At 76.1% G+C, this 21,664-nt stretch carries 16 protein-coding genes and 1 pseudogene; 5 read left to right on the forward strand and 12 right to left on the reverse strand.

Annotation, left to right across the window (positions count from 1 at the left end):
* Nucleotides 1–108: 108 nt before the first annotated feature.
* Nucleotides 109–1,167 (reverse strand): phosphatidylinositol-specific phospholipase C domain-containing protein, encoded by a 1,059-nt coding sequence (locus ACFVYI_RS31855; protein WP_387892019.1) that lies wholly within the window; start codon nt 1,165–1,167, stop codon nt 109–111.
* Nucleotides 1,168–1,318: 151 nt separating this feature from the next.
* On the reverse strand, nt 1,319–2,569 hold the full coding sequence (locus tag ACFVYI_RS31860; RefSeq protein WP_387892020.1) for a tetratricopeptide repeat protein: 1,251 nt from the start codon (nt 2,567–2,569) through the stop codon (nt 1,319–1,321).
* Between the two features lie 206 nt (nt 2,570–2,775).
* Between ACFVYI_RS31860 and ACFVYI_RS31865 the strand changes: the two are divergent.
* Nucleotides 2,776–3,774: pseudogene (locus ACFVYI_RS31865) on the forward strand (RNA-guided endonuclease InsQ/TnpB family protein); the annotation flags it as partial.
* Nucleotides 3,775–4,046: 272 nt separating this feature from the next.
* Here the strand turns inward: ACFVYI_RS31865 and ACFVYI_RS31870 are convergent.
* Nucleotides 4,047–7,517: a CHAT domain-containing protein gene (locus ACFVYI_RS31870; protein ID WP_387892022.1), complete on the reverse strand. Its 3,471-nt coding sequence runs from the start codon at nt 7,515–7,517 to the stop codon at nt 4,047–4,049.
* 160 nt (nt 7,518–7,677) lie between these two features.
* Here ACFVYI_RS31870 and ACFVYI_RS31875 point away from each other — a divergent pair, with 160 nt between their 5' ends.
* A complete protein-coding gene (locus ACFVYI_RS31875; RefSeq protein ID WP_387892023.1) occupies nt 7,678–8,106 on the forward strand; it encodes a hypothetical protein in 429 nt (142 codons plus the stop codon).
* The gene (locus tag ACFVYI_RS31880; protein ID WP_387892024.1) at nt 8,103–9,014 is read left to right on the forward strand and encodes a hypothetical protein; all 912 of its coding nucleotides are present in this window, start codon (nt 8,103–8,105) and stop codon (nt 9,012–9,014) included. Before ACFVYI_RS31875 ends, ACFVYI_RS31880 begins: the two co-directional genes overlap by 4 nt.
* Nucleotides 9,015–9,185: 171 nt before the next feature.
* Here the strand turns inward: ACFVYI_RS31880 and ACFVYI_RS31885 are convergent, their stop codons facing one another.
* The 6 genes from ACFVYI_RS31885 to ACFVYI_RS31910 form a co-directional block, all read right to left on the reverse strand.
* The gene (locus ACFVYI_RS31885; RefSeq protein WP_387892025.1) at nt 9,186–9,356 is read right to left on the reverse strand and encodes a hypothetical protein; all 171 of its coding nucleotides are present in this window, start codon (nt 9,354–9,356) and stop codon (nt 9,186–9,188) included.
* A gap of 123 nt (nt 9,357–9,479) precedes the next feature.
* Nucleotides 9,480–12,452, reverse strand: coding sequence for a bpX6 domain-containing protein (locus ACFVYI_RS31890; protein WP_387892027.1), 2,973 nt, complete (start codon nt 12,450–12,452; stop codon nt 9,480–9,482).
* Entirely contained in the window at nt 12,449–14,125 is a 1,677-nt protein-coding gene (locus tag ACFVYI_RS31895; protein WP_387892029.1) for a hypothetical protein, read from the reverse strand. The genes ACFVYI_RS31890 and ACFVYI_RS31895 overlap by 4 nt, the downstream gene beginning before the upstream one ends.
* Complete coding sequence (locus tag ACFVYI_RS31900) at nt 14,122–14,664, reverse strand: hypothetical protein (protein WP_387892031.1); 543 nt, start codon at nt 14,662–14,664, stop codon at nt 14,122–14,124. The genes ACFVYI_RS31895 and ACFVYI_RS31900 overlap by 4 nt, the downstream gene beginning before the upstream one ends.
* A complete protein-coding gene (locus tag ACFVYI_RS31905) occupies nt 14,661–15,866 on the reverse strand; it encodes an AAA family ATPase (RefSeq protein ID WP_387892033.1) in 1,206 nt (401 codons plus the stop codon). The genes ACFVYI_RS31900 and ACFVYI_RS31905 overlap by 4 nt, the downstream gene beginning before the upstream one ends.
* Nucleotides 15,867–16,079: 213 nt before the next feature.
* On the reverse strand, nt 16,080–16,499 hold the full coding sequence (locus ACFVYI_RS31910; RefSeq protein WP_387892035.1) for a hypothetical protein: 420 nt from the start codon (nt 16,497–16,499) through the stop codon (nt 16,080–16,082).
* 102 nt (nt 16,500–16,601) lie between these two features.
* Here ACFVYI_RS31910 and ACFVYI_RS31915 point away from each other — a divergent pair, with 102 nt between their 5' ends.
* Nucleotides 16,602–17,090 carry a hypothetical protein gene (locus ACFVYI_RS31915; protein WP_387892036.1) on the forward strand — a complete coding sequence of 163 codons (489 nt, stop codon included), beginning with the start codon at nt 16,602–16,604 and terminating at the stop codon, nt 17,088–17,090.
* 182 nt (nt 17,091–17,272) lie between these two features.
* Entirely contained in the window at nt 17,273–17,956 is a 684-nt protein-coding gene (locus tag ACFVYI_RS31920) for a LuxR C-terminal-related transcriptional regulator (protein WP_387892037.1), read from the forward strand.
* A 161-nt stretch (nt 17,957–18,117) separates the two neighbouring features.
* On the opposite strand, the gene ACFVYI_RS31925 is transcribed toward ACFVYI_RS31920, so the two are convergent.
* The 3 genes from ACFVYI_RS31925 to ACFVYI_RS31935 all read right to left on the reverse strand — a co-directional run bounded on the left by ACFVYI_RS31925 (nt 18,118) and on the right by ACFVYI_RS31935 (nt 21,662).
* Nucleotides 18,118–18,660, reverse strand: coding sequence for a hypothetical protein (locus tag ACFVYI_RS31925; RefSeq protein ID WP_387892039.1), 543 nt, complete (start codon nt 18,658–18,660; stop codon nt 18,118–18,120).
* Nucleotides 18,661–18,862: 202 nt separating this feature from the next.
* Nucleotides 18,863–20,182, reverse strand: coding sequence for a sensor histidine kinase (locus ACFVYI_RS31930; protein WP_387892041.1), 1,320 nt, complete (start codon nt 20,180–20,182; stop codon nt 18,863–18,865).
* A complete protein-coding gene (locus ACFVYI_RS31935) occupies nt 20,175–21,662 on the reverse strand; it encodes an FtsX-like permease family protein (protein WP_387892043.1) in 1,488 nt (495 codons plus the stop codon). Before ACFVYI_RS31935 ends, ACFVYI_RS31930 begins: the two co-directional genes overlap by 8 nt.
* Between the last annotated feature and the right edge of the window lie 2 nt (nt 21,663–21,664).

Raw genomic sequence — 21,664 nt, forward strand, 5'->3', positions numbered from 1 at the left:
CGGAGTGACGCCGCACGGTCCTGGCCCTGACCCCGGGCACGGACCCGGCCGAGGGGGGGGGCCCCCCCCCCCCGGGTGGGGGGGGGGGGGGGCGCGACGGGCGGGCGGTCAGCCGCGCGGCAGGGCGAGGGACTGCACGGCGGGGAGCCTGCGCCAGTCACTGGAGACGATGCTCGCGTGCGCCCGGGCGAGCTGCTCCGTGCGACCGCGGGCCTGGTCGGCGGTGGGATCGGTGGCGCTGATCGCGGGCGCGACGTTCTGCGCGTCGGTCATCGTCAGCAGGTAGTGCCGGCTGTCGTACCAGGCGGTGTCGACGCCGCCCAGGTAGGCGGCGGCATCGCCGTCGAAGACCACGAACCACGGGCGGATCGCCGTCTCCGCGTACTTGGTGCGGGGGTCGCCGGCGGCGGCGCCGTGGACGGCGGGGAACACCTGGGCGTCGCCGATCCGCCCGGCCGCGGCCAGGTCGCGCAGGTGGCGCCCGTACTCGACGTCGGTGGGCAGGGTGTCGAAGGGGTTGCCCTCCTCCAGCGATCCGGGGATCACGTACACCAGCACCCGCCCGGCGAGCGACGCCCTGGTCGGCCAGTTGCCGGCCCGGACCGCCTCGTCGGCATCGGCGTACGAGCCGCCGCCCGGCTTGGCGAGCAGATCGGCCGGGCGCAGCACGGCGGAGCCCAGGTGGCCGGCGATCAGGGAGTCCAGCTGGGCGGGGCCCATGCCGCGGTTGGCGGCGAACCCCGCCTTGAGCTCCAGCTTGACGACCAGCGGGCCGGCGCCGGGGTGGGCCCCGAGCCAGACCCGGACGTCGTCCAGGCAGGTCTCCAGGTTCTTGTTGGCGCCACCGGTGTAGAGCTGGGCGGGCGTGTTCGCGCTGACGCAGTTGTTGGCGTTGCCCAGCGGGTTGGAGTGGCTGACCTTCCACTCCTTGGTCACGGTGTCCGTCCAGGCGTCCAGCTCGATCATGCCGGTGCCGGTGTCCAGGCCCTGGGCGAGGTAGCCGAACGCGGCCGGGTCGTAGGTGTTGTGGAGCCCGACGGTGGTGGCCGAGCCGAACGGGAGCTCACCGGCGCCGCTCGCGCCGGCCGACTGCACCGGCAGGAGGGCGGCGGCCGCGGCGAGCAGACCGGTGGCGATGGTGCCGGCGAGGGCGCGGCGTGCGGTCACGATGACTTGTCCCCTTGTCAGAACGCGGTCGGCGGTCGCTTCCGCCGATCGGAAGGATGCCACGGCTGAGCATCCCTCACATGAAGCGGACACAACAACACCGTGACCGGGACGGGACGATCCCGCTGCGCGCGCCGGCGGTGACCGGCGGTCAGGGCAGGTGTTCGCGCAACCAGTCCAGCTGCTCGCGGACGACCTGCACGCGGGGGTGGCCGGGACCGTGGATCCGGCCGTAGTCGGCGGCGCAGCGCATCAGCAGGCCGGCTGCCTCGGCGAGGAGGCCGGCGTCGATCAGGACGTTGGCCAGGTTCTCCCGGGAGTTCACGGTCACGGGGTGGCCCTCCCCGTGCAGGGCGGTCCGCCGGGCCAGGATGTCCCGCAGGAGGGGGACGGCCTCCCGGTAGCGCTCCATGCCGTGCAGGACGGCGGCCAGGTTGTTGCGGGCGGAGAGGGTGTTCTCGTCGTCGGGCCCGGCGAGCGCCTCCCAGGAGGTCACCACGGCCCGCAGCTCCGGCTCCGCCTCGACGTGGCGGTCCAGCCGGACCAGGACGGCGCCGAGGTTGCTGCGGGCCGCCACGGTGCGCTCGTGGTCGCGCCCGTAGCGCTGTTCGAGCCTGGGGACCAGGGACCGCAGGGACCGCTCGGCCTCCCGGTGGCGTCCGCAGTTGATCAGGGCGGCCGCGTGCCGGTTGACGGCGGACAGCACCTCGGGGTGGTCCGCGCCCAGCAGCCTGCTCCGGCGGTCCAGCGTGTCACGCAGCAGCGGCTCGGCCTCCGCGGAGCGCCGCAGGGACTCCAGGGCGGCGGCGAGCCCGTCGGCACTGCGCAGGGTGTCCGGGTGGTCCCGGCCGAGGGTCTGCGCCCTGGCACGGAAGTTGGCCTGCCAGAGCGACTCGGCCTGCTGGACCCGGCCGAGGTGGTGGAACAGGTCCGCGAGCTCCGCATCGCTGCACAGGGTCTCCTCGTGACGTCCGCCGAGCACCGCGCGCTGGGTGCCCGCCACGTACTCGTAGAGCTCGACCGCGCGGTCGGTGCCGCCCGGGGTGTGGGCCAGGACCCGGGCGTACTCCCGCAGGACGGTCAGGGTCTCGGGGTGGTCGGCCCCCAGCCGCTCGATGGCCGCGTCGGCCCGCCAGGCGGCCACTTCCTCCGGCTGGAGGCGGACCCGGGCGATCTCCTGTTCCGGCACGCCCTCCGTCACCTCCGTGACGGTGACGGTGGCTCCGGGCGGCCGCCAGCGCGGCTCCCGGAGCCCCTCGGCGGCGGGCGGCGCGCCGCCGGTGCCCTCACCGGGCAGCACGTCGCCGGTGCCTTCGCCGGGCGGCCCCGACGGCGCGGGGCCGCCCGTGCGGTCGGCCCGCGCGGCGCGCTCGGCCGCCCGTCTGCGCCACCATCCGCTCATCGGGGACCTCCGTGGATACCCCCGGTTGGCCGGGGGTGGGGGCGCCCCCGCTTGCGGGGGAGAAACGGACCGCCTGCGGAGCAGGTCGGGGGGCGGTGTTTCGCCGTCGAGGCGGATCGCCGTGAGGGTGGCCGCAGGTCGTTGTCAGTGCCTGTCGGTAGGTTGATCTCGTGCATCTCAGGTACTCGTTTCGGATCTGTCCGACGGTGGGTCAGCGGCAGCTGCTGGCCCGTACGTTCGGGTGCGCGCGGGTGGTGTTCAACGATGCGCTTGCCCTGCGGAAGGCGGCGTGGAAGGCGGACCGGTCGAGGATCCCGACGGGTGTTCTGGCCAAGTCGGTGATCACCGATGCGAAGAAGACGGACGCCCGGTCGTGGCTGGGGTCGGTGTCGGTGGACGCTTTGCAGTCGTCCCTTCGTGACCTGGACACGGCCTACCGGAACTTCTTCGACAGCGTGTCGGGTAAGCGGTCCGGTCGCCGGGTGGGCCTTCCGGTGTTCAAGTCGCGGAAGGACAACCGGCAGTCGTTGCGGTTCTCCCGCAACGGCTTCCGGCTGCGGTCCAATGGCAAGCTGAACCTTGCCAGGATCGGTGATGTGCGGGTGAAGTGGTCGCGGGCGCTGCCGGCCGACCCGTCGTCGGTGACGATCGTGCTGGACCCGTCCGGCCGGTACTTCGCTTCGTTCGTGGTGGACGTCGAGCCGGACCATCTCGCCGAGCTGGACACCGAGATCGGCATCGACCTCGGCCTGACCACCTACGCCGTCTGCTCCGACGGCACGGTGATCGACAACCCGCGTTTCCTGCGGAAGGCGGAGAAGAGGCTCAAGGCCGCGCAGCGGGCGCTGTCCCGGAAGGCCAAGGGGTCGAGGAACCGGGCGAAGGCCCGGCGCAAGGTGGCCAGGGCGCACGCCAAGGTGGCCGACACCCGCATGGACTGGCTGCACAAGCGGACGACCAGGCTGATCCGCGAAACCCAAGCGATCTACCTGGAAGACCTGAACGTGCGCGGCCTGGCCCGAACCCGCCTGGCCAAGTCCGTCCACGACGCCGGATGGTCCACCTTCCGGCGGCTCCTCACCGAGAAAGCCGCCCGCTACGGCAGACACGTCGGCGTCATCGGCCGGTACGAGCCCACCAGCCAGGTGTGCTCCGCGTGCGGGGTCCTGGACGGGCCCAAGCCGTTGAGTATCCGCATGTGGACGTGCGGTGCGTGCGGTACCTGCCATGACCGTGACCTCAATGCTGCTCGGAACATCCTGGCCGCCGGGCGGGCGGACAGGCTAAACGCCTGCGGAGGGCCGGTAGGACCCGGCGTGGCGATCCCACGCCAGGCACGGCCCGTTGAAACAGGAACCCACCGGAACGCCGGCCACACCGGGTGCAAGCCCCGTGCCGCAGGCGCGGCCGGAATCCCCGTGCTTCAGCGCGGGGAGGATGTCAACGGTGAACCTCCTTCGTCGTCGGGTCCGGCCGGTCAGGCGCCGGCGTGCACATGGGCGGCCCAGAGGCCCGGACTGGTGGAGAACGCCGTCCGGCACTGCCGGACGGCGTGGTGGAGTGCCTCGGCCGTCCGGTCGGTGTCCAGCCCCGGCGCCCCGGCGGGCCGGCCGGCCCGCAGACCCCGGTAGAGCAGCCTGGTCATCCGGAGCGCCAGCAGGTCGTGCACCGGCCAGAGGGTGCCGACGGCATGGGCGTACCCGGCGAGCTGGAAGGCCGAGGTGATGTGGATCGCCTCGTCGGCCAGGTCGCCGGCGCCCCGGGCCGTCTCGCAGGCCGAGAGGACGGCGAGCCGGGCCGCGGGCAGGTCGAGCCGGGCGATCCGGCGGACCGTCAGCGGCGCCGTCCGGTGGTCGTGGACGAGGAGCCGGGCGTTCGACGGGTCCTGCGGCTCGCTGACGCCGTGGCAGGCGAAGTGCACGTGGCAGTGGCGGGGCAGCGCTTCGAGGACGCCCGCCAGGGTGGCCTCCTCGCCGATCAGCACCTCGGTCGGCAGCAGCCCGCGGAGCAGCTCGACCTCGCGCCGGGCGCCGGTGAGCGGACGGGCGCCCGGGGTCTCGGGCATCGCCACCGCGAGCAGGCCGTCGGCGCCCCCGGGCCCGTCCGGCGACGGCCCGTCCAGCGCCGACGGGCCCACCACCGACCGGCCCGGCTGCGGCCGGTCCGGCTGCGGCGCGGCCTCCCGGGCGCGGGCGTAGCCGAGCGCGCGGACGGTCGGGGTGTACGAGGAGACCACCCGGTCCAGCACCGTGCAGGGGCTCCCCTCGCTTGCCCCCGTACCGCGCCGCCCGTCGGGCGCCGCGCCGTCGTGGTGGCCCGCCGCGTGCAACGGCAGGGCCGAGAGCGCCCCGCCCGGCGACCACCAGATCCGGGGCCACGGGCCGTCGGGGGCTGCCCCGGACAGGCCGAGCCGGTCGAGCACCGGTCCGGTGACGTGGTCCCACGTCCAGCCGAGCACCTCGCCGATCACCGCCTGGGCCGCCCGGTCGGTGGCCGGATCCGCCGCCGCCGCCAGCGCCTCCTCCAGCCGGCGGACCTGCTCGTCCACCGCCTCCGGGGTGGCCGCCGCCAGCGGGACCAGCAGGACCTGACCCGACCACAGGACCAGCGCGTCGCTGCGGTACCCGCTGCAGTAGGCGAGCACCACCGGTCCTCGCTCGGAGGCCGCCGCCAGGACGGCCGGGGACGGCGGGGCGAGGAAGTCCGCGAAGCCCGGCAGTGCGCGGATCTCCGTCACCAGCCGCCCGAACCGCGCCGCCAGGGTGTGCCGCAGGTCGGTGCCCCCGGCCGGCAGGCCCGACCGTGCGTCGGCCGGGTCGGCGGCGTCGAGCGCGTCGATCCGCTCGCTCAGCTCGCGGAACAGCTCGGCGGCCGCGGGATGGGCACGGCGCAGCCGGCCCAGGCCGTCCCGGGCGGCGATGGTCCGGCCGAGCAGGACGCCCCGGCCCTGTTCCAGCAGTTGGACGGCGAGGACGAGGTCCCCGGTCTGGACGGCGCAGGCGGCCGCCTCGGCGGCCAACCCGTGCACCCGGGAGAGGCTGCGTTCCTGGTCGCCCCGGGCCAGCCGGCCCGAGGCGGCGAACGGCAGCAGCCGGACGGCCAGTTCGTAGCCGCGCAGCGCCTCCTCCCACCGTTCGCCGAGCGCCGCGCCGGCGCCCCACTCCCAGGCGGCCCGGACCCGTCCGTCGGCCGGCATCGCCTCGGTCAGGGCCGCCTGCCGGTAGGCGTCCGCGGCGGCCCGCAGCACGGCGGGGTCGCCGTCCCGCTGGTGCAGGAAGAGCAGGGCGTCGGCGTAGTGCCGCAGGTAGGTGCCGTGCGCCGCGGTGCCCTCGGCGCCGGCCCAGACGGCCCGGCCGAGGTCGCTCACCGCCCGGTCCAGGGCCTCGTCGTCCCCGGTCGTGCGGTGCTGGTCGAGCCGGGAGTTGCCGAGGTTGGAGAGCACCAGGGCGAGCCGGGGGTCGCCGTACGGGCTCACCTCGACGGCGCGCTCCAGCAGCGCGACGGCCTCGTCCAGGTCCGTCCGCTCCCCGGTCGAGTCGAACCGGGCCCGCAGCGCGTTGGCGAGGTGGTTCAGCCGGTCGCCCAGGGCCGGACTCCCGGGCCCGGTCAGCGCGAGGGCCTCGCGGGCCGTCGCGATCGCCTCCGCGGCCAGTGCCGGCTCGCCGGTCTCGCCGTGCCGGCTCTGCAGCACCACACCGAGGTTGGCCAGCCGGTCGACCCGGTCGGCGGGCCGGACCGGCCCCTCGTCGACGGCCCGGCGGGCCAGCTCGGCCGCCTCCCGGACGGCCTGCGGGTCGTTGGTCTGGAAACCGCGCTCGCGCAGGGTGACGGCGAGGTTGGCGAGGACCTCGCCGAAGATCTTCGTCCCGGGCCGCTGCCCGGCCAGCGCCTCGCGCAGCACCTCGACGGCCTCGTCCAGGAGTTCCACGTCACCGGTCCACTGCGCCAACCGGTGCAGCGCGTTGCCGAGGCTGTTCAGCCGGCCCGCGTACAGCGCGGCGTCCTCCTCCGGCAGTGCGACGGCGCGGCGGAGCAGTTCGACGGACTCCCGCAGCGCCACCAGGTCGTCGGTGGCCTCGGCGACCAGCCGCAGGGCCACGCCGAGCCCGGCCAGACACGCGCCGTGGCCCGGCTGCCCGGCCGGCGTCCCGGCCAGGGCCTCCCGGTTCACCCGGAGCATCTCCGCGCGATCGGCCGGGTCGCCGGTGAGGGTGCTCCAGGTCCGCAGGCCCTGGGCCAGGTTGTGCAGCGCCGGCAGCCGGGCTTCGTGGCCGGCCGGGACCACGGCCGGCACCGCGCGCCACAGCTCCAGCGCCTCCCCCAGCGCTTCGGTGTCGCCGCGGAGTTCGTGGACGGAGTGCAGCAGGTTGCCGAGATCGAGCAGCAGGGCGGCGCGGTCCGTCGGGTCGGCCCACCGACCGTCCAGCGCACGCCGGTAGGCGCTCTCGGCCCGCGCCAGGTCCTCCTCGCGGCCGGTGACCCGGAACCGCTCGGACAGCGCCCCGCCGAGGCCGGCCAGCGCCTCCCCCGCGGTGGGCGGCTGCTGCGGCAGTCCGGCCGCCCGGGCGAACATCGCCACCGCCCCGTCGAGGTCCGCCGGGCGGCCGTGGAGGTCGAACCGGCTCCGGTACCCGAGGGCGAGCAGCCGGACGTCCTGGGCCGCGGGCGGTTCGGCCGCCGCGCACCGGACCCCGAGGGTGATCAGGGCGTCCAGGTCCCGCCGGTCGCCGAGCAGTTGCCAGCGCACCAGGAGCGCCACCAGGAGGTTGCCCGCGCGGACGGACCGGCCCGCCTCGTCCGGCGGCGCGGTGCGCAGGTACGTCCGGGCGATCCGGACCGCCCGGTCCAGGGCCGCCCGATCGCCTGTTCTGAGATGGTGCAGCAGGAGTTCGGCGGCCGGATCCGCGCCGCCTCCCGTCACCGAAAGCCGCGTCTGCGAGACGATCACCCCCGGGGCGCTCCGTCGCGCCGATCAGCCTGCCCGCTCCGACTACCCGCACCTACCCCGCCGCGGCGGGTGGAGTCACCCGACACGATAGCGAACGTACCGTCAGAATCCCGTCGTTATACTGACCGAGGATCCGCAACGACGCCACGAAGGGGGCCGTGTGGTCGAGACGGAGAGCCGCGAGCCGGACCGCCCGAGGACCGGGCACGCACGGTTGGGGGAGTTCTGCCGGCGGCTGACCGGCGCGCCCGACTCACTCGACCTGGGCCCGGCGGGGCGCCGCCTCGTCGAACACCTCACCTCCCAACTGCGCGCCGGCCGACCGCCGGCGGAACTCGATGACGCCTTCGACGAGTTGGAGGAGCTGCTGCTGATGGCCGGGCACACCGCCGGGCTCGGCTCCTACCGCACCGCCCCCACCACCGGGCCCACCTACCGTGCCCTGCCGGTGGCCGGGCCGGGCCACCCGCCGCTGCACGTCCTGGCCTGCCCGCACGGCCACTGCGGCCGGGTGGAGGTGCCCGACGCCGCGCACGCCTCGCAGTGCCTGGTCTTCGGGCAGCCGCTGCGGGCGGTCGGACTCCGGTGACCAGCGCCTTCCTCAGCGCGCTGGGCGGCCGGATCGCCGAACGCTGGGTCGCCCTGCTCGCCCTCCCCGGCCTGCTCTACCTCGCGGCGCTGACCACCGCCGCCGTCCTCGGCCAGAGCCACTGGCGCGACGTCGGACGGCTCCGCTCGCGGCTCGACGACCTGGCCGCCGCGCCCGGCTCGCACAGTGCCGCCGTGATCGCCGTCGCCGCACTGGCCCTGCTGGTCGGCGCGGCCGCGATCGGGGCGGCCGCGCAGGCCCTGGGCACGGCACTGGAACTGCTCTGGTGCGCACAGGCCCACGGCCCGGTGCTGCGCCGGCTCGCCGACCGGCGGCTGCGCCGCTGGCGCAGCGCCGACGACGCGTACCGGTCCGCCCTGCTGGCGGCGGGCCGCGCCCGGATCGCCGGCGCGGCCGACGCCGACGACCTGGCCGACACCGCGGAGCGCCGGTACGCCGAGCGCAACCGGATCGCCACGGCCCGCCCGCGCCACCCGTTCCGCACCGGGGACCGGCTGGCCGCCCCCGGCCAACGCCTCTGGCGCGCCTACCGCCTGGACCTCGCGGCCGCCTGGCCGCACCTGTGGCTGCTCGCCCCCGACGGCACCCGCGCCGAGCTGCACACCGCCCGCCTCCAGCTGGCCGCCGCCACCCGGCTCTGCGCCTGGGGCGCCGGGTACCTGCTGCTGGGCCTCTGGTGGTGGCCGGCCGCCCCCGTCGGCGCGGCCGCCGTCGGCATCGGCCTGCGCCGGGGGCGGGACGCCGCGGTGGCGTTCGCGGACCTCACCGAGGCCCTCGCCGACCTGCACGTCCGCGAGCTGGCGCAGTCGCAGGGGATCGACTGCCCCGACGGCTTCGACCGGGCGGCCGGCGAACGGCTCTCCCGGGCCCTGGCCAAGGTGGACTGAGCCGGCGTCACGCCCGGGGCGGGGTGAGCGTCCCGTGACGGGGATCGACGCCGTCGCCGCCGGGCGGGTCAGCGACCCGGCGCGCGGCCTTCTGCGCGGATACCGCCGACGCCCCGACCGCGGCCAGCAGCGGTACCCCGCGCGCGAGGGGCGAGCGGACGGTGCACAAACTCAGACGTGGCAACGCACGTTGACGAGAAGCGTGTCCCCGGGCAGGTCGTCGCCGCAGTCGATCAGCTCACGCGGCGCGCCCGCGCACCTGCCGATCACCTCGGGTTCCCGCGCGACCGCCTCGTCCACTTCGGCCACCGTCGAGCCGGGCAGACATACGATGATCGACATTCCAGCCACTCCGGGATCCTGGACACCGGCGCGGCCGCCGACGACCCGGCGACCCGGACCACGGCTCCTCGCCCGGTTGCGGGCCCTGACGAGGACGGCCGTCGGGTGGGGCACGGCCCGGTGTCAGCCGGCGGTGACCCGCAGGTTGGCGAGGACGGCCGAGCCGTCGGCGGTGGTGGCGAGCACCCGGCCGGAACGGTGCCGGAACGTCAGCGCGCCGCCGTGGTGGCGCAGGCCCACCGGGGACGCGGCCGCGGTCGCGTTCGGGAGGAGCAGTGTCCGCAGTCCCTCCGTGGCGCTCGCGGTGCCGGTGCGGACGCGGACGGTGCCGTCGGCGGCCGGGGCGAGGGTCAGTGCCCAGTGGTCACCGTCGACGACCGGTCCCGCCGCGGCGACGCCCTCGACGAGTTGCTCCGTGTGTAGCCGGTCGGTCGACCAGCGCAGCGCGGTGCGGCCCTGCGCCGGCTCCGGTTCGGCGGTCAGCAGCCGGCCGCCCGCCAGCAGCGCCGAACCCTCGGTGAGGTGCTCGGTGTCCAGCCCGGTGCGCGCGCGCAGCTCCCAGCCCGGCTGGTCCCAGCGCCACAGCTCCGTCAGCACCCCGCCCCCGGGCAGGCGGGAGGACACGACGGACGCGCAGGACGTGGGCGTGCGCACGACCGGGCCGACCGGCCGTTGCCCGCCGCCGAGTTCGCGCCACACCACGGTCGGACGCGCTGCCAGGGTGTCGAGGACGGCGATGCCCTCCTCGTCCACGGTCAGCAACTGCCGGCCGTCGAAGGACGGCGCGAGCGCGCGCACCCGCAGGGTGCTCCAGTACCGGACGGCGCGGGTGCCGAGGTCCAGCCGGGAGATCTCGCGGACCTGCCCGTAGCGGGCCACCAGCAGGGCGGTGCCGCCGTGGTCGGCCAGGACCAGCTCGTCCGCCGGGACGTCCCAGCGGGCCCGCACCCGGCCGTCGGGCCCCAGCAGCCGCACCCCCGCCTGACCGCAGGCCACCAGCAGCAAGCCCGACTCCAGCCGCACCGCGTCCAGGACCGGGAGCGTCCCGGGCCGGTCCACGAAGGCCAGGTCGCTCCCGGCGTCGGCCGTGGGGCCGGTGGCGCGCCGCGGTCGCGGCAGGTCCGCCGCCGCCAGGGGGTCAGCGCGCTTCATCAGCTGCTCGAACAGGGCCTGTTCGGTGCGCCGGTGGAGCCTGCCCGCGTCGCCGAAACCGCCGTCCCGGACCACGGCGCGGACCGCCGCCGTGGCGAGCTCCCGGTCACCCGCCGGGTCCGCGCCCGGCAGCTCGGCCAGCGCGGTGGCCAGCGCGGACCGGCCGGTCGTCCGCGCGCGAACACCCTCGCCGGCGTCGGCGGCGCCGTACGAGCCGTCGCCGACGTCCTCCAGGACGGCCAGCGCGAGCGCCCGGGTCGCCTCCCCTGCGCCGAGGGCCAGCAGGTGGGCCAGTGCCCGGCCGCGCGCCGGGCCGCCGAGCGCGACCGCGTCACGCAGATCCGCGACCACCGTGGGCCGCAGCGCCTCGTCCGGCCAGGCCGCTTCGACCGCGCCCAGCCGGTCGCCGCCCGCCCGGCAGTGCTCGACCCAGGCGGTGCGCAGCTCGCGCCCGGCCTGCGGGTCGTCGGCGCTCAGCCGGTCGACCGCGCCCGCGAAGGCGGCCCGCCGGTGCGCCGTCCGGATCGCCCGATCACGCTCGCCCGCCCGCCACCAGAGCCGCACCACCAGGTCGGCGGCCAGGTCACGGCCCTCGGCGAGTTCGGCGGCCTGGGCCGCCCGGCCGTGCCGGTCCAGCAGGGCGATCGCCTCGGCCGGGGTGTCCAGCAGGTCGGCCAGCACGAACGCCGCCTCGTCGATCCGCCCCTCGCGCTCCAGAGCGGTGGCGGCCTGCCGGTAGAGGTCGGCCAGCATCGACTTGACGGTCGGTCCGGACAGCGGCGAGACCCCCGCCGGCTCGCCGACGGTGGGCGTCGGGCGCAGCGGGCCCGCGTGGCGTCGGGGCAGTCCGAGCGAGAGCCACCCCTGTTCGGCGCTGGAGGATTCGCCGGCCAGGCGCAGCGCGTCGCGCAGGGCGTCGTCCCAGCGGCGCTGCTCGAAGGCGCGGGTCAGCTCCCGCAGGTAGCGGGCGTGGCGAGCGTGGACGAGCCCGCCGGCGGGGGTGCGCATGGCGAGGCGGGCGAGCAGGCCACCCAGCAGGGGCCGGCGGGCCCGGGGCGGCCGGGCGGCGGCGCGCGGGACGGGCTTGCCGGGCTTGCCGGGCTTGCCGGGCTTGCCCGCACCGGAGGTACCGGACGTACCGGCGGTGTGGTACCGGCGTCCCCGTCCCCCGAGGACCGCGACGGCGGCGACCAGGGCGAAGACGAACCCGCCGGGGTGGAGGCCCTGACCCAGGAACAGGTGAACGGACCAGAAGGCCATGACCACGACGGCCACGGCCATCAGGGCGGTCACCGTCACGAACGCCAGCCGTCCCGACGCGTCCCCCCACCGGGGCCGGCGGAACGACCTGGCCAGGCGGGACAGCGGTAGCCGGCGGAGCCACCTGAGCAGCCGGGACAGCGGCCGAGGTCGGCCGTCGGCCGGGGCCGCCTCGGTCAGGCGACGGGCCCGCTTCGATCGTGCCCCGATGCCCGCCGCCGCCCGCAGGTCCGACCGGGCGGGCCTCGGCAGGTCCTCGGCGACGGGCTCGGGTTCGGCCACCGCCCCGACCGGCGCGAGGCGGTGGAGGGTGAGCCCGGCCGGGTCGAGCCAGCCCGACGGGTCCAGCGGCGCCAGCTCCGCGATCCGGTGCGTCGTCACCGCTCCCGCCGTGGTGAGAGCGAGTCGGCCGGCCGGTACCGGGGCGCCCTCGGTACCGACGGCGGCCAGCCCGCCGCCGCCCGGGCGCCGCAGCGGCAGCCCGGGCGCGCCGTCCACCCGGATCCCTACCGGCTCGGCGAGGACGAACAGCCAGCGGCCGTCCGGGAGCCGGCGCAGGTCGGCGCCGTCCTCCCAGTGGGCCAGGACGCGCTCGGCGGCCTCGGCCGCGCCGATCACCGGGACGTCCAGGACGAAGCCGGCGGCGGTCACGGTGGCCCGAAACGCTGCGGCCGTTGCGCTCACTGCTCACTCCCGAGGTGGTGGTGGATGCGGCCGGTGTTGGCGTCGCCGACCACGACCCGACCGGGGCGCGGTTCGACGGCGAGCAGGGGCAGGGTCGGGTGGACGACGGGCGGGGCCGAACCGCCGGAGAAGCGGCTGAGCGTGCGGGTGCCGTCCGCCCGGATGCTGCGCACCAGCCGGCCGCTCCGGGTGCAGGTGATCAGTGCCGGGAGCACGCCGTCGTGGACGAGGCCGACCACGTCGGCCTGCTCCCGGAACGAGAGCCGGAAGGGCTCGCCCTGCCGGCAGCGCAGCACCCAGCTCCTGCCGTCCTCGGACCAGCCCTGGGTGGTGCCGCCGTGGACGACGTGCCGGGCCCGCTCCGCCTCGGGTGCCAGCGGGTGCTGGAACAGCCGCCGCTCCCGGCACCGCTGGAAGCCGCGCTCCTCCGCTCCCGGGGCCAGCGGCCCGTCGTCCCGGGCGCTCCCGTCCCGCGCGATCCGCCACCACCGGCCGCCCAGCGGGCAGAGCAGGTCGTCACCGTCGCGCAGCACCGGCCGGACCGGGCCGGTGAGCAGGTTCTCCAGCAGGGCCCGGTCGAGCCCGAGCGCGCCCAGCTCGGCGGTGTACGCGCCGCTCTCCCCGAGCGGGCGGCCACTGACGTACGGGACGAGCCGCTCGCCCCTGATCTGCAGGGCGATCAGGCGTCGGCCGATCCGGCCCGCCGCGACGACCGGCCCGTGCAGGTGGTGGCGGCGGGCCTGGAGCGGGCCGGGGTGCTGTGACGCGCTGCTCGGCAGGTTGACCGCGAGCAGCGTGGTGGCGTGCGCACCCCGCAGCAGCAGCGTGCGGGCCTCGGTGGTGAAAGCCGGCGACGCCCGCCCGGTCGTCCCGGCCGGGAGGGCGACGACCGCCGGCGCGACCCGGCGGAACTCGGCGCCGCGCAGCGCCCGGACGGCGATCTGCGTGGGGGGCAGCGGCAGGTCGACGCTCGTCCGCGCGAGGCGCACGGTGACGCGGACGGCGCCGTCCGCGCTCCAGCCGCTCGGCTCGCTCGCCAGGACCAGCTGATGGGAGCCGAGCCGGTCGGCCAGCCGGGGTGAGGTGAACAGCCAGGCCCGGTCGGCGGCGTCCAGCCCCTGCTGCGCCTGCCGGACGTCCTCGGGTGTCGGGTCGGCGTGCCGCCGGGCGTCGAGCCAGCGCGGCAGCAACTCGGGGAGGTCGCCGGTGAGCCAGTGGCCGGGCGGGTCACCGAGGATGCCGACGACCAGCTCGGCGCCGCGCGCGGCCGCCCGGCGGTGCAGGACCAGCAGGGCGGCGAGCTGGACGAGCCGGCCGGCGCCGGCCTGGCCGGGGCCGGTGTCGACCAGCACCACGGTCCGGCCGCGGACCATCGGGGCACGGAACTCGGCTGCCAGGTGCAGGAGTTCACCATCGGCGAGACGGCGCAGGAACTCGTCGGGGGCCTCGTCGGCGAGCAGCCACTCCGAGGGGAGCAGCTGATCGGGCCGGCCGGAGCGGGCGAGCCCGCCGAACCCGTCCGGGGTGCCGCGGTCGTCGACGGCAGGCTCGCGCTCGCCGATCAGGGCGTCCAGACGGCGTAGCAACGGGCCCAGGGCGACGGCGAGTTCCGGCGTCAGCGCGGCGAGGCCGGCGGCCCACGGGGCCAGCGCGGCGGGGAGACGGGTGGTCATCGCGGGGCACTCCCGGTGGACGGGGCGGGCACGGCCGGGTACCCGGCGCTCGCGTCCCCGGTGTGCGGGGCCGTGGTGTGCGGGGCCGTGGTGTGCGCGTCGCCGCTGCTCGCGTCCCCGGTGTACGCGTCCCCGGTGTACGGGTCCAGCGCGGCCGGGTCGGTGGTCGGGGGCGGCGGGTCGGCGACCAGGGCGTGACCGGGGAGCAGCACGCAGAGCCGGTCGCCCTCGGCGCCCACGGCGGTGCGCCAGAGCGCGGCGGTCGGCCGGGGGCGGCCGGTGGTGGGCACCAGCACGCCCGCGTCGAGGCCCAGGTAACGGGTACCGTCCGCCCAGGGCAGGTCGGTTTCGGCCCCGAGGACCAGCAGCGCGCCGTCGCCGGCGACCACGCCGAGCCGGGCGCCGCCGACCAGCCGCTCGCGCGCGGCCACGGCCAGCGCGGGCACGGCGGCACCCAGGGCGAGCACGGCGGCGGCGGGCAGCGGCGGCTCGCGGCGCTCCCAGCGGAGTGCGAAGGACGGCGGGGCGGTGACCGTCACGAGGGGGCGACCGCCGCAACCAGCTCGGCGCGTATCCCGGCCAGGGCGCCCGACAGGTCGGCCGGGTCGAAGCCGGCGTCGATCTCGCGCAGTGCCGCCTCCAGCCGCAGCCGGGAGTCGCGCCCCTCGGGAAGGGTGCGGTGCGCGGCCAGCAGCGCGCCACCGGTGCGGACGAGCCGCTCGGCACGGGCCGCCGAGCTGCGGGACAGTTCCTCGGCGGCGTGCACCAGGCTGCGGTTGGCGGCCTTCTCGACCAGATCGGCGAGGGTGTCGCGGGCCTGCGCCTGGGCGTCGGCCGTGGGGGCGACCAGCGGCAGCACCCACAGGTCGCGGGCCGAGGCCGTGGTCCGGCCGTCGAGCACGGCGGCGGCGGCGACCAGCTTCTGCGAGCGGACCGCCCGCCGGTCGCTGATCGGCACACCCGCGGCGCGCAGCCGGCGCAGCGCGGCGGCCACCAGCGGGGTGACGTCGTCGAGGTCGCAGGCACGGGCGGCGGCGGCGAGCCGGTCGAGAGCGCCGAGCCGGTCGGCCGGACCGGCGAGGTCGCTCGGGTCGGTCAGGTCACGCGCATCGGTCAGGTCGCGCGGGTGGAGCGGGGCGGTCGCGGGCCGGCGGCCGGCCTCCAGCAGCTCCTCCAGCCGCGCGTCCGCCACCGGCTCGACGAAGACCCGGGCCAGGAAGCGGTCGGCGAAGGCCGCGAGCGCCGGATCGTCCGGCAAGTGGTTGGCCGCGCCCACACAGACCCGCAGCGGGCTGTGCACCACGGTGCGGCCGCGCCGGAAGACCCGCTCGTTGAGCAGGCCGAGCAGGGTGTTGAGAACAGCGGTGGAGCCGAGGAACACCTCGTCGAGAAAGGCGATCTCGGCCTCGGGAAGCATCCCGGCGGTATCGAACTCGACCCGGCCCTCGCGGAGTTGACGAAGGTCGACGGGGCCGAACAGCTCGTTGGGCTCGGTGAACCGCCCGAGCAGGTACTCGAAGTAGCGGCCGCCGAGCTGCCCGGCGATCCGGCGGACCGCCTCGGACTTCGCCGTGCCCGGTGCGCCGACGACCAGCAGGTGCTCGCCGGCGACCGCGCACAGGACCACCACCTCGGCCACGGTCTCGCGGTCGATCATGCCCTGCCCGGCGGCGGCGACGGCGGAGCCGATCAGCTCGGCATCGGCGGCGCGGGCGGCTGCGGTGGTACTGGTCTCGGTCACGAGCACCGGAGTCTACGGGCGGCTCCGACACGCCCACCAACCGGTTTTCCGGGCGGGTCACCGCGCACGGGCCCGACGAGCGCCCCCGGCGCCCACTCAGTCGCGCAGGCCCGGCCAGCCATCCCGGTTCGTGCGCGACTCGTAGTCGTAGCGGGTGAGCCGGTCCCACTCCTCGCCGGTCACCTGCTCGGGCCTCCGGCAAGAAGTCCAGCGTCACTGATCCGAAGGCCGGACCCACGGAGCGACTCGCTGATCAGGAGCCGCGTCCTCGCGCCAGTACCTCAGAACGGTCTCCTGCACGATGTCCAGGCGACCTGCGGCGATGAGGCACGAGGCAGGCTCCGTCCCGCCCGCGTCCGCTTCGAAGGCGACCAGCACGGGCGGCCTTCCACCAAGCAGGCCGGTGACTGTCGCCAGCTCCTCGGACGTGGGTGAGCGAAAGAGAGGATCCTGGAAGTCCGCAGGGCATCTGACGAAGAGCGGGCCGCCGAAGACCAGCTCCAGGCCGTGGTGGTAGGTGAGGTCGTGGTCGGCAGCGAGCCGGAACTGCCCACGGTCCCAGGCGACGACGTCCCAGTCCCACCAGGACCCTTCGGGGAGTTCGATCGCTGCATGCGGTCGTTCGGCGTTCACTTCAGGCCCCCAATCCGTTCGAACGGAACGACAGGCTACACAGCCCCTCGACGCCTCGGCCTGACGTGTTGGATACCTGAGGTGTCCGGTTAGGCTTCACCCATGGCGAGCCGGCACCGTTCGACGGGTTTCACCGAGGCCCAGCTGTCGATCATTGACGAACTGAGCGCCCTGCCGTTCCCCGAGCAGGAAGGCAGACCGGGAATGGGCGGCGGGTGGGGTGGGCCCGGATACCACCTGGCCGTGCTCCGGGAGAGCCAGGACTTCTGGGATGACCGTAGTGAGGAGACCGTCGAGGCAGCCGAGAAGGAGCTGGAAGCCGATCTTGACACCTTGGCGGCCGTGCTGACCGCCCGTTGGGGCGCCCCCACGACAGTCGATCTGTGGCCGTATCTCGGGTTCGACAGTCCAGACCCCGAGTTCATGGCTCCCGAGCCGCTGGGCTTCCTGTGCAACGTCGCCGGCAGCATGCGGATGTGGCAGCCGCCGTCCTCCGGTCGATGGCTCGCGCTGGCCATCGGCCAGGCGGATCGGGAGCTGCCTTTCGAACTGCTCGCCGCGATCGGTGAGGCGTCCTCGCTCCCGGGATGAGCCGGCCCGGAGGCCGCCACCCACAAGATCGTCATGCGAGTTGAAACCGGGCAGCATCCGGATCGCTGCGTGCCTGTCCACCCCATCAGCGAAGCAGCCGGTGGCGTTGAGGTGTTCGCTCCGCCGCAGCAGGTGACAAGGCCGACTGTCCGACCCGACGCGACCGACCCGATAATGGCGTCATGATCGACAAGCAGCTGCGCGTGGTACTGGCCGAGGACTCCGTCGTCCTCCGGGACGGGATGGTCGAACTGCTGGGTGCCCGTGGGTGCGAGGTGGTCGCCGCCGTCGGCACGGCCCCCGCGCTGCTCGCCGCCGTCGCGGAGCACCGGCCCGACGTGGCCGTGGTGGACATCCGGATGCCGCCCACCCACACGGACGAGGGCATTCGCGCGGCCGTGGAGCTCCGGGCGGGCGCCCCCGAGGTCGGCATCCTGGTCTTCTCCCAGCACGTCGAGACCGCCTGGGCCGGCCGGCTGCTGGCCGGCGGCGCGGCGGGGATCGGGTACCTGCTGAAGGAGCGGGTCGCCCGGACGTCCGAGTTCGTGGACGCGCTGCACCGGGTCGCCGAAGGCGGTACCGCGCTCGACCCCGAGGTGGTGACCCGGCTGCTGCGGGGCGGCCGGCGCAGCCGGGTGGACGCGCTGACGCCACGCGAGCGCGAGGTGCTGGAACTGATGGCGCAGGGCCACTCCAACCGCTCGATCGCCACGCGGCTCGTGGTGTCGGAGCGGGCCGTGGAGAAGCATGTCGCCGCCGTCTTCACCAAGTTCGACCTCCCGGCCACCGAGGCGGACAACCGGCGGGTCAAGGCGGTGCTCACCTACCTCTCCTCCACCGGGGCGGTCGGCGACCGCCACCTCTGATCGCACGAGCCGCACCGCCAGGTCACCGCCCGGGCGGTTTGCCGGCCGAGCGCTCCCGGGTAGCGCCGAACACCCCGACCAGCCCCCACGCGCCACCGGAGCGGGCGCCACTTGCGGACCACGCGCGCCGGAGGGGCGGACCGTGCACTCGTACCCGACGGTCAGGTGGACTCGAACGGCAACGGCGCAGCCTCTCCGCAGGCCCGGCCGACGACCCGACGCCCGGTCTGCTCCCCCCAGCCCTCGGGCAACGGCTCATCCCACCAGGGGTTCTCCTCCCAGGACTCCGCGGCGAGGGGAGTCGTGTCCGGGAAGGACCGACGGATCTCAGCGAGCACCCCGGGGTCGACGGTCGCCAGCTGCCAGGACGAACTGTCGAATTCCCTCAGCAATATGATCAGTTCAGTTCCCGCATAGTCCGCGAAGTCCGCGTTGACCGCCTGAAGATCCGAAGGCAGCAGAGCCAGCAGCTCAAGCGTCCCCACCCCACCCTCGGAGAGCTTCACGATTCCGGAGAGCCAGTCGTCGTCCTCGTCGGCTCGCATCCGCCAGGTCAACCCCATCCCGAAACTCCCCAGCCGCACCAGGAGTTCGTTCACCGTGACGTAGCGCCGTCCAGTCGGCGCCCAGGGCACCGGATCGTCGTCCCTCCAGGCCTCGAACTCCACCCGTTCCATCGCGCCACTCGCAGCTCCGGTCTCCATCCGGCGACCGTACTCAGGCCGCCGGATGCCTGCCTCCCGTTCTCATCCACCTCGACGACCTCCTGCGCGACACCTTCGGCCGCACCGTTCTTGGCGGCCGTCGATTCCGTTCGACGGCCCTCCTTCGGACGCGGGCGCCGGGTGCACCGGCCGGAGTAGGAAGTCGGACCGGCCGACTTCCTGCTCCTCGTTCTACTCCTCGTCAGAGCGAGCTCGGTAGCTCGGCGGTGACGACGGTCGGGCCGCCCGGCGGGCTCTCCAACCGCAGGACGCCGTCCACGGCGGCGAGCCGCTCGCGCAGCCCTGCGAGGCCGGTGCCACCCCGAGCCGCCGGGTCGGCCGCACCCGGCGCGGCGGGCGGGCCCGCCCCCGGGCCGGCCCCGAAGGCGGCGCCACCGCGTCCGTCGTCACGCACCGTCAGCCGGACCCGGCCGTCGGCGGCGGTCGCCGACAACTCGGCCGCCCGGGCTCCGCTGTGCTTGGTGACGTTGGTGAGCAGCTCGGCGGCGCAGAAGTAGACGGCCTGCTCGATCGCCGTGTCCGGCCGCTCCCGCAGATCCAGCCGGACGGTGACCGGCACGGCCGAGCCGGCGGCCAGCCCGGGCAGGGCCTCGCCCAGGCCGCCGTCCAGGGCCACCGGGTGGATGCCCCGGGTGAGCCTGCGCAGCTCGGCGATGCTGTCGTCGGTCTGGCCGCGCGCCCGGTCGACCAGGGTGCGCAGGCGGGCGAGGTCGGCCTGCGCGGGGGCGGGGTCGAGCACGTCGTCGGCCAGCGAGAGGGTGATGGCGAGGGCGACCAGCCGGGCCTGGGTGCCGTCGTGCAGGTCGCGTTCCAGGCGGCGGAGCCGGTCGGTGTTCTCGGTGAGGAGCGTCGCCCGGGCGGATTCGAGCGCGCGGACCCGCTGCTGGGCACGGGCCGGGCCGAGCAGCAGCCGGGCCAGGCGCCGGTTCGCCGCGCCGAGCGCACGGTTGGCCCCCGGCACGGCGGCGAGCACGGCCAGGCCCAGCAGGACGGCGGCGGCGTCCAGCAGGCCGGTGGGCCGGTCGCCCGGCTCCAGCAGCCGTGCCCAGAGCGGGAATCCGATCAGCCAGCCGCAGCCGAGCGGCAGGACGACGGCGGCGGCGAAGCCGAGCAGGCCCAGCGGCAGGCGCAGCAGCAGGTAGAGCAGGGCCCGCCAGGCGACCGGGTCGGCCAGGACGGCGCGGCCGCGGGCGAACACGCCGTCCTGGGCCGGCAGCGGGGCCGGGGGTTCGACGTGCTCGCCGAGCAGTGCGCCCACCAGCTGGCGATGGAACGCGCCGAGGCCGCGCGTGCCGTGGAGGGCGGCGACCACGAACGGCAGGCCGAGGACGGTGAGGGAGAGCAGCGCCCCCGCGTAGAGGACGGCGAGCGCGTAGGCGCCGCCCAGGACGGCGAGCGGCAGGCCCGCGACGGCGAAGAGCAGCTCGCCGCCGGGGACCGTGAAGTACCGCCGCCGGCCCGGGCCCGCCGGCGGACCGCTTCCCCGCCACCGGTCAACCACGGCCGCCGCCGACCAGTTCCGTGGCCGGGCCGCCGACGGCGCGCAGACCGGTGCCCAGGATGGCGGGCACGGTCAGCGCTGCCGCGCCGAGGGCGATCCACCCGCAGGTGGCCACCGGGACGGCCGGCAGGGCGGAGCCGGTGAGCGCCGTGCTGAAGGCCGCCGAAGCGGTGGCGGCGACCGCCGCACCCAGCAGGACCCCGATGGCCGTGGTGAGCACGGCCTCGACGGTGAGCATCCGCAGCAGCTGGCGGCGGGTCGCGCCGACCAGCCGGAGCAGGGCGAACTCGCGCCGGCGGTCGGCGGTCAGCGCCACCAGCGTGTTGACCGTGGAGACGGCGGCGAAGCAGACCAGCATGGCCAGCTCGGCCTGGCGCAGCCAGACGTCGGTGGCCGAGGTCACGGAGGTGCCGCCGGCCGCCGCCCGGCTCGCCGCGTGCGCTGCGGTGCTTGTCATGATCGACATGGTGCCCGAGAGGCCGACGAGGAGCGCAACCGGCACCACGGCGGCGGACAACCGGTGCGCGTAGCCGCGCAGATTGGCGTCGGCCAGCCAGCCGGAGCGCGGCGCCGCGATCCGCACCGGCGCGCCCAGCACGGCGGCGACCACGCGGGCCGCGAGCGGGCCCAGCAGGGCGACGGCGACCAGCAGCACCACCGAGGCGAGCAGGGCCGCCTGCCCGGCCTTGTCCGGCTGGTCGGCCGGACGGGTCGCGGCCAGCCGGAGCAGCAGCCCGCCGCCGACCAGCGCACCGGCCCCTGCGAGCAGCCGCACCGGCCCGGTTCGGCCGTGCTCGGTCGAGGTCGCGGTCAGTGCGGCGGCGGGCGCGATCCGGGAGATCCGCCGGGCGGCGACGGCGCTCGCGGCCAGGCCGACGAGCAGCGCCGCCGCTAGCGCGACCAACATCGGCAGCGGCGTGCCCGGCACCCGCACGGCGGGCGCGGCCATCCCCTGCCGCTGCAGCGCGGCGAGGAAACGGCGGGCGGCGATCGCGCCGGCCGCGCAGCCGGGTACCGCCATCAGCAGGACGGTCGCGACCACCTGGCCGCGCACCAGCCGCCGGACCTGCCGGGGCGTCGCGGCGACGGTGCGCAGCAGCGCCAGCTCACGGTGCTGGCGGCGAACGGCGAAGCCCAGCGCGTTGACCACCACGAAGAAGGCGACCACCACGGCGATCTCGCCGAAGGCGCCGGCGATCACCATCAGCCCCGGACCGGCGGAGGCCCGCTCGGCGGCGGGAGTGGCGGCCGCGGCGGCGAAGAGGGAGCCGAACAGCGTCACCGTGGCGAGGGCGAGGAAGAGCGCGGCCGCCGAGCCGGCGAAGGCGGCGGGGCTGCGGCGGAGCTGCCCGAGCGCCAAGGTCACGACGGCGCCGAAGGCCGGGCGGCTCACCCCCGACGTGGTGCGGGCGGCGGCCGGGGTCGACGCGGACGGGCTCGGGGCGGACGGGCTCGGGGCGGACGGGCTCGGGGCGGGCATCG

The organism is Kitasatospora sp. NPDC058218 (assembly GCF_042882445.1).
Classification (GTDB): Bacteria; Actinomycetota; Actinomycetes; order Streptomycetales; family Streptomycetaceae; genus Kitasatospora.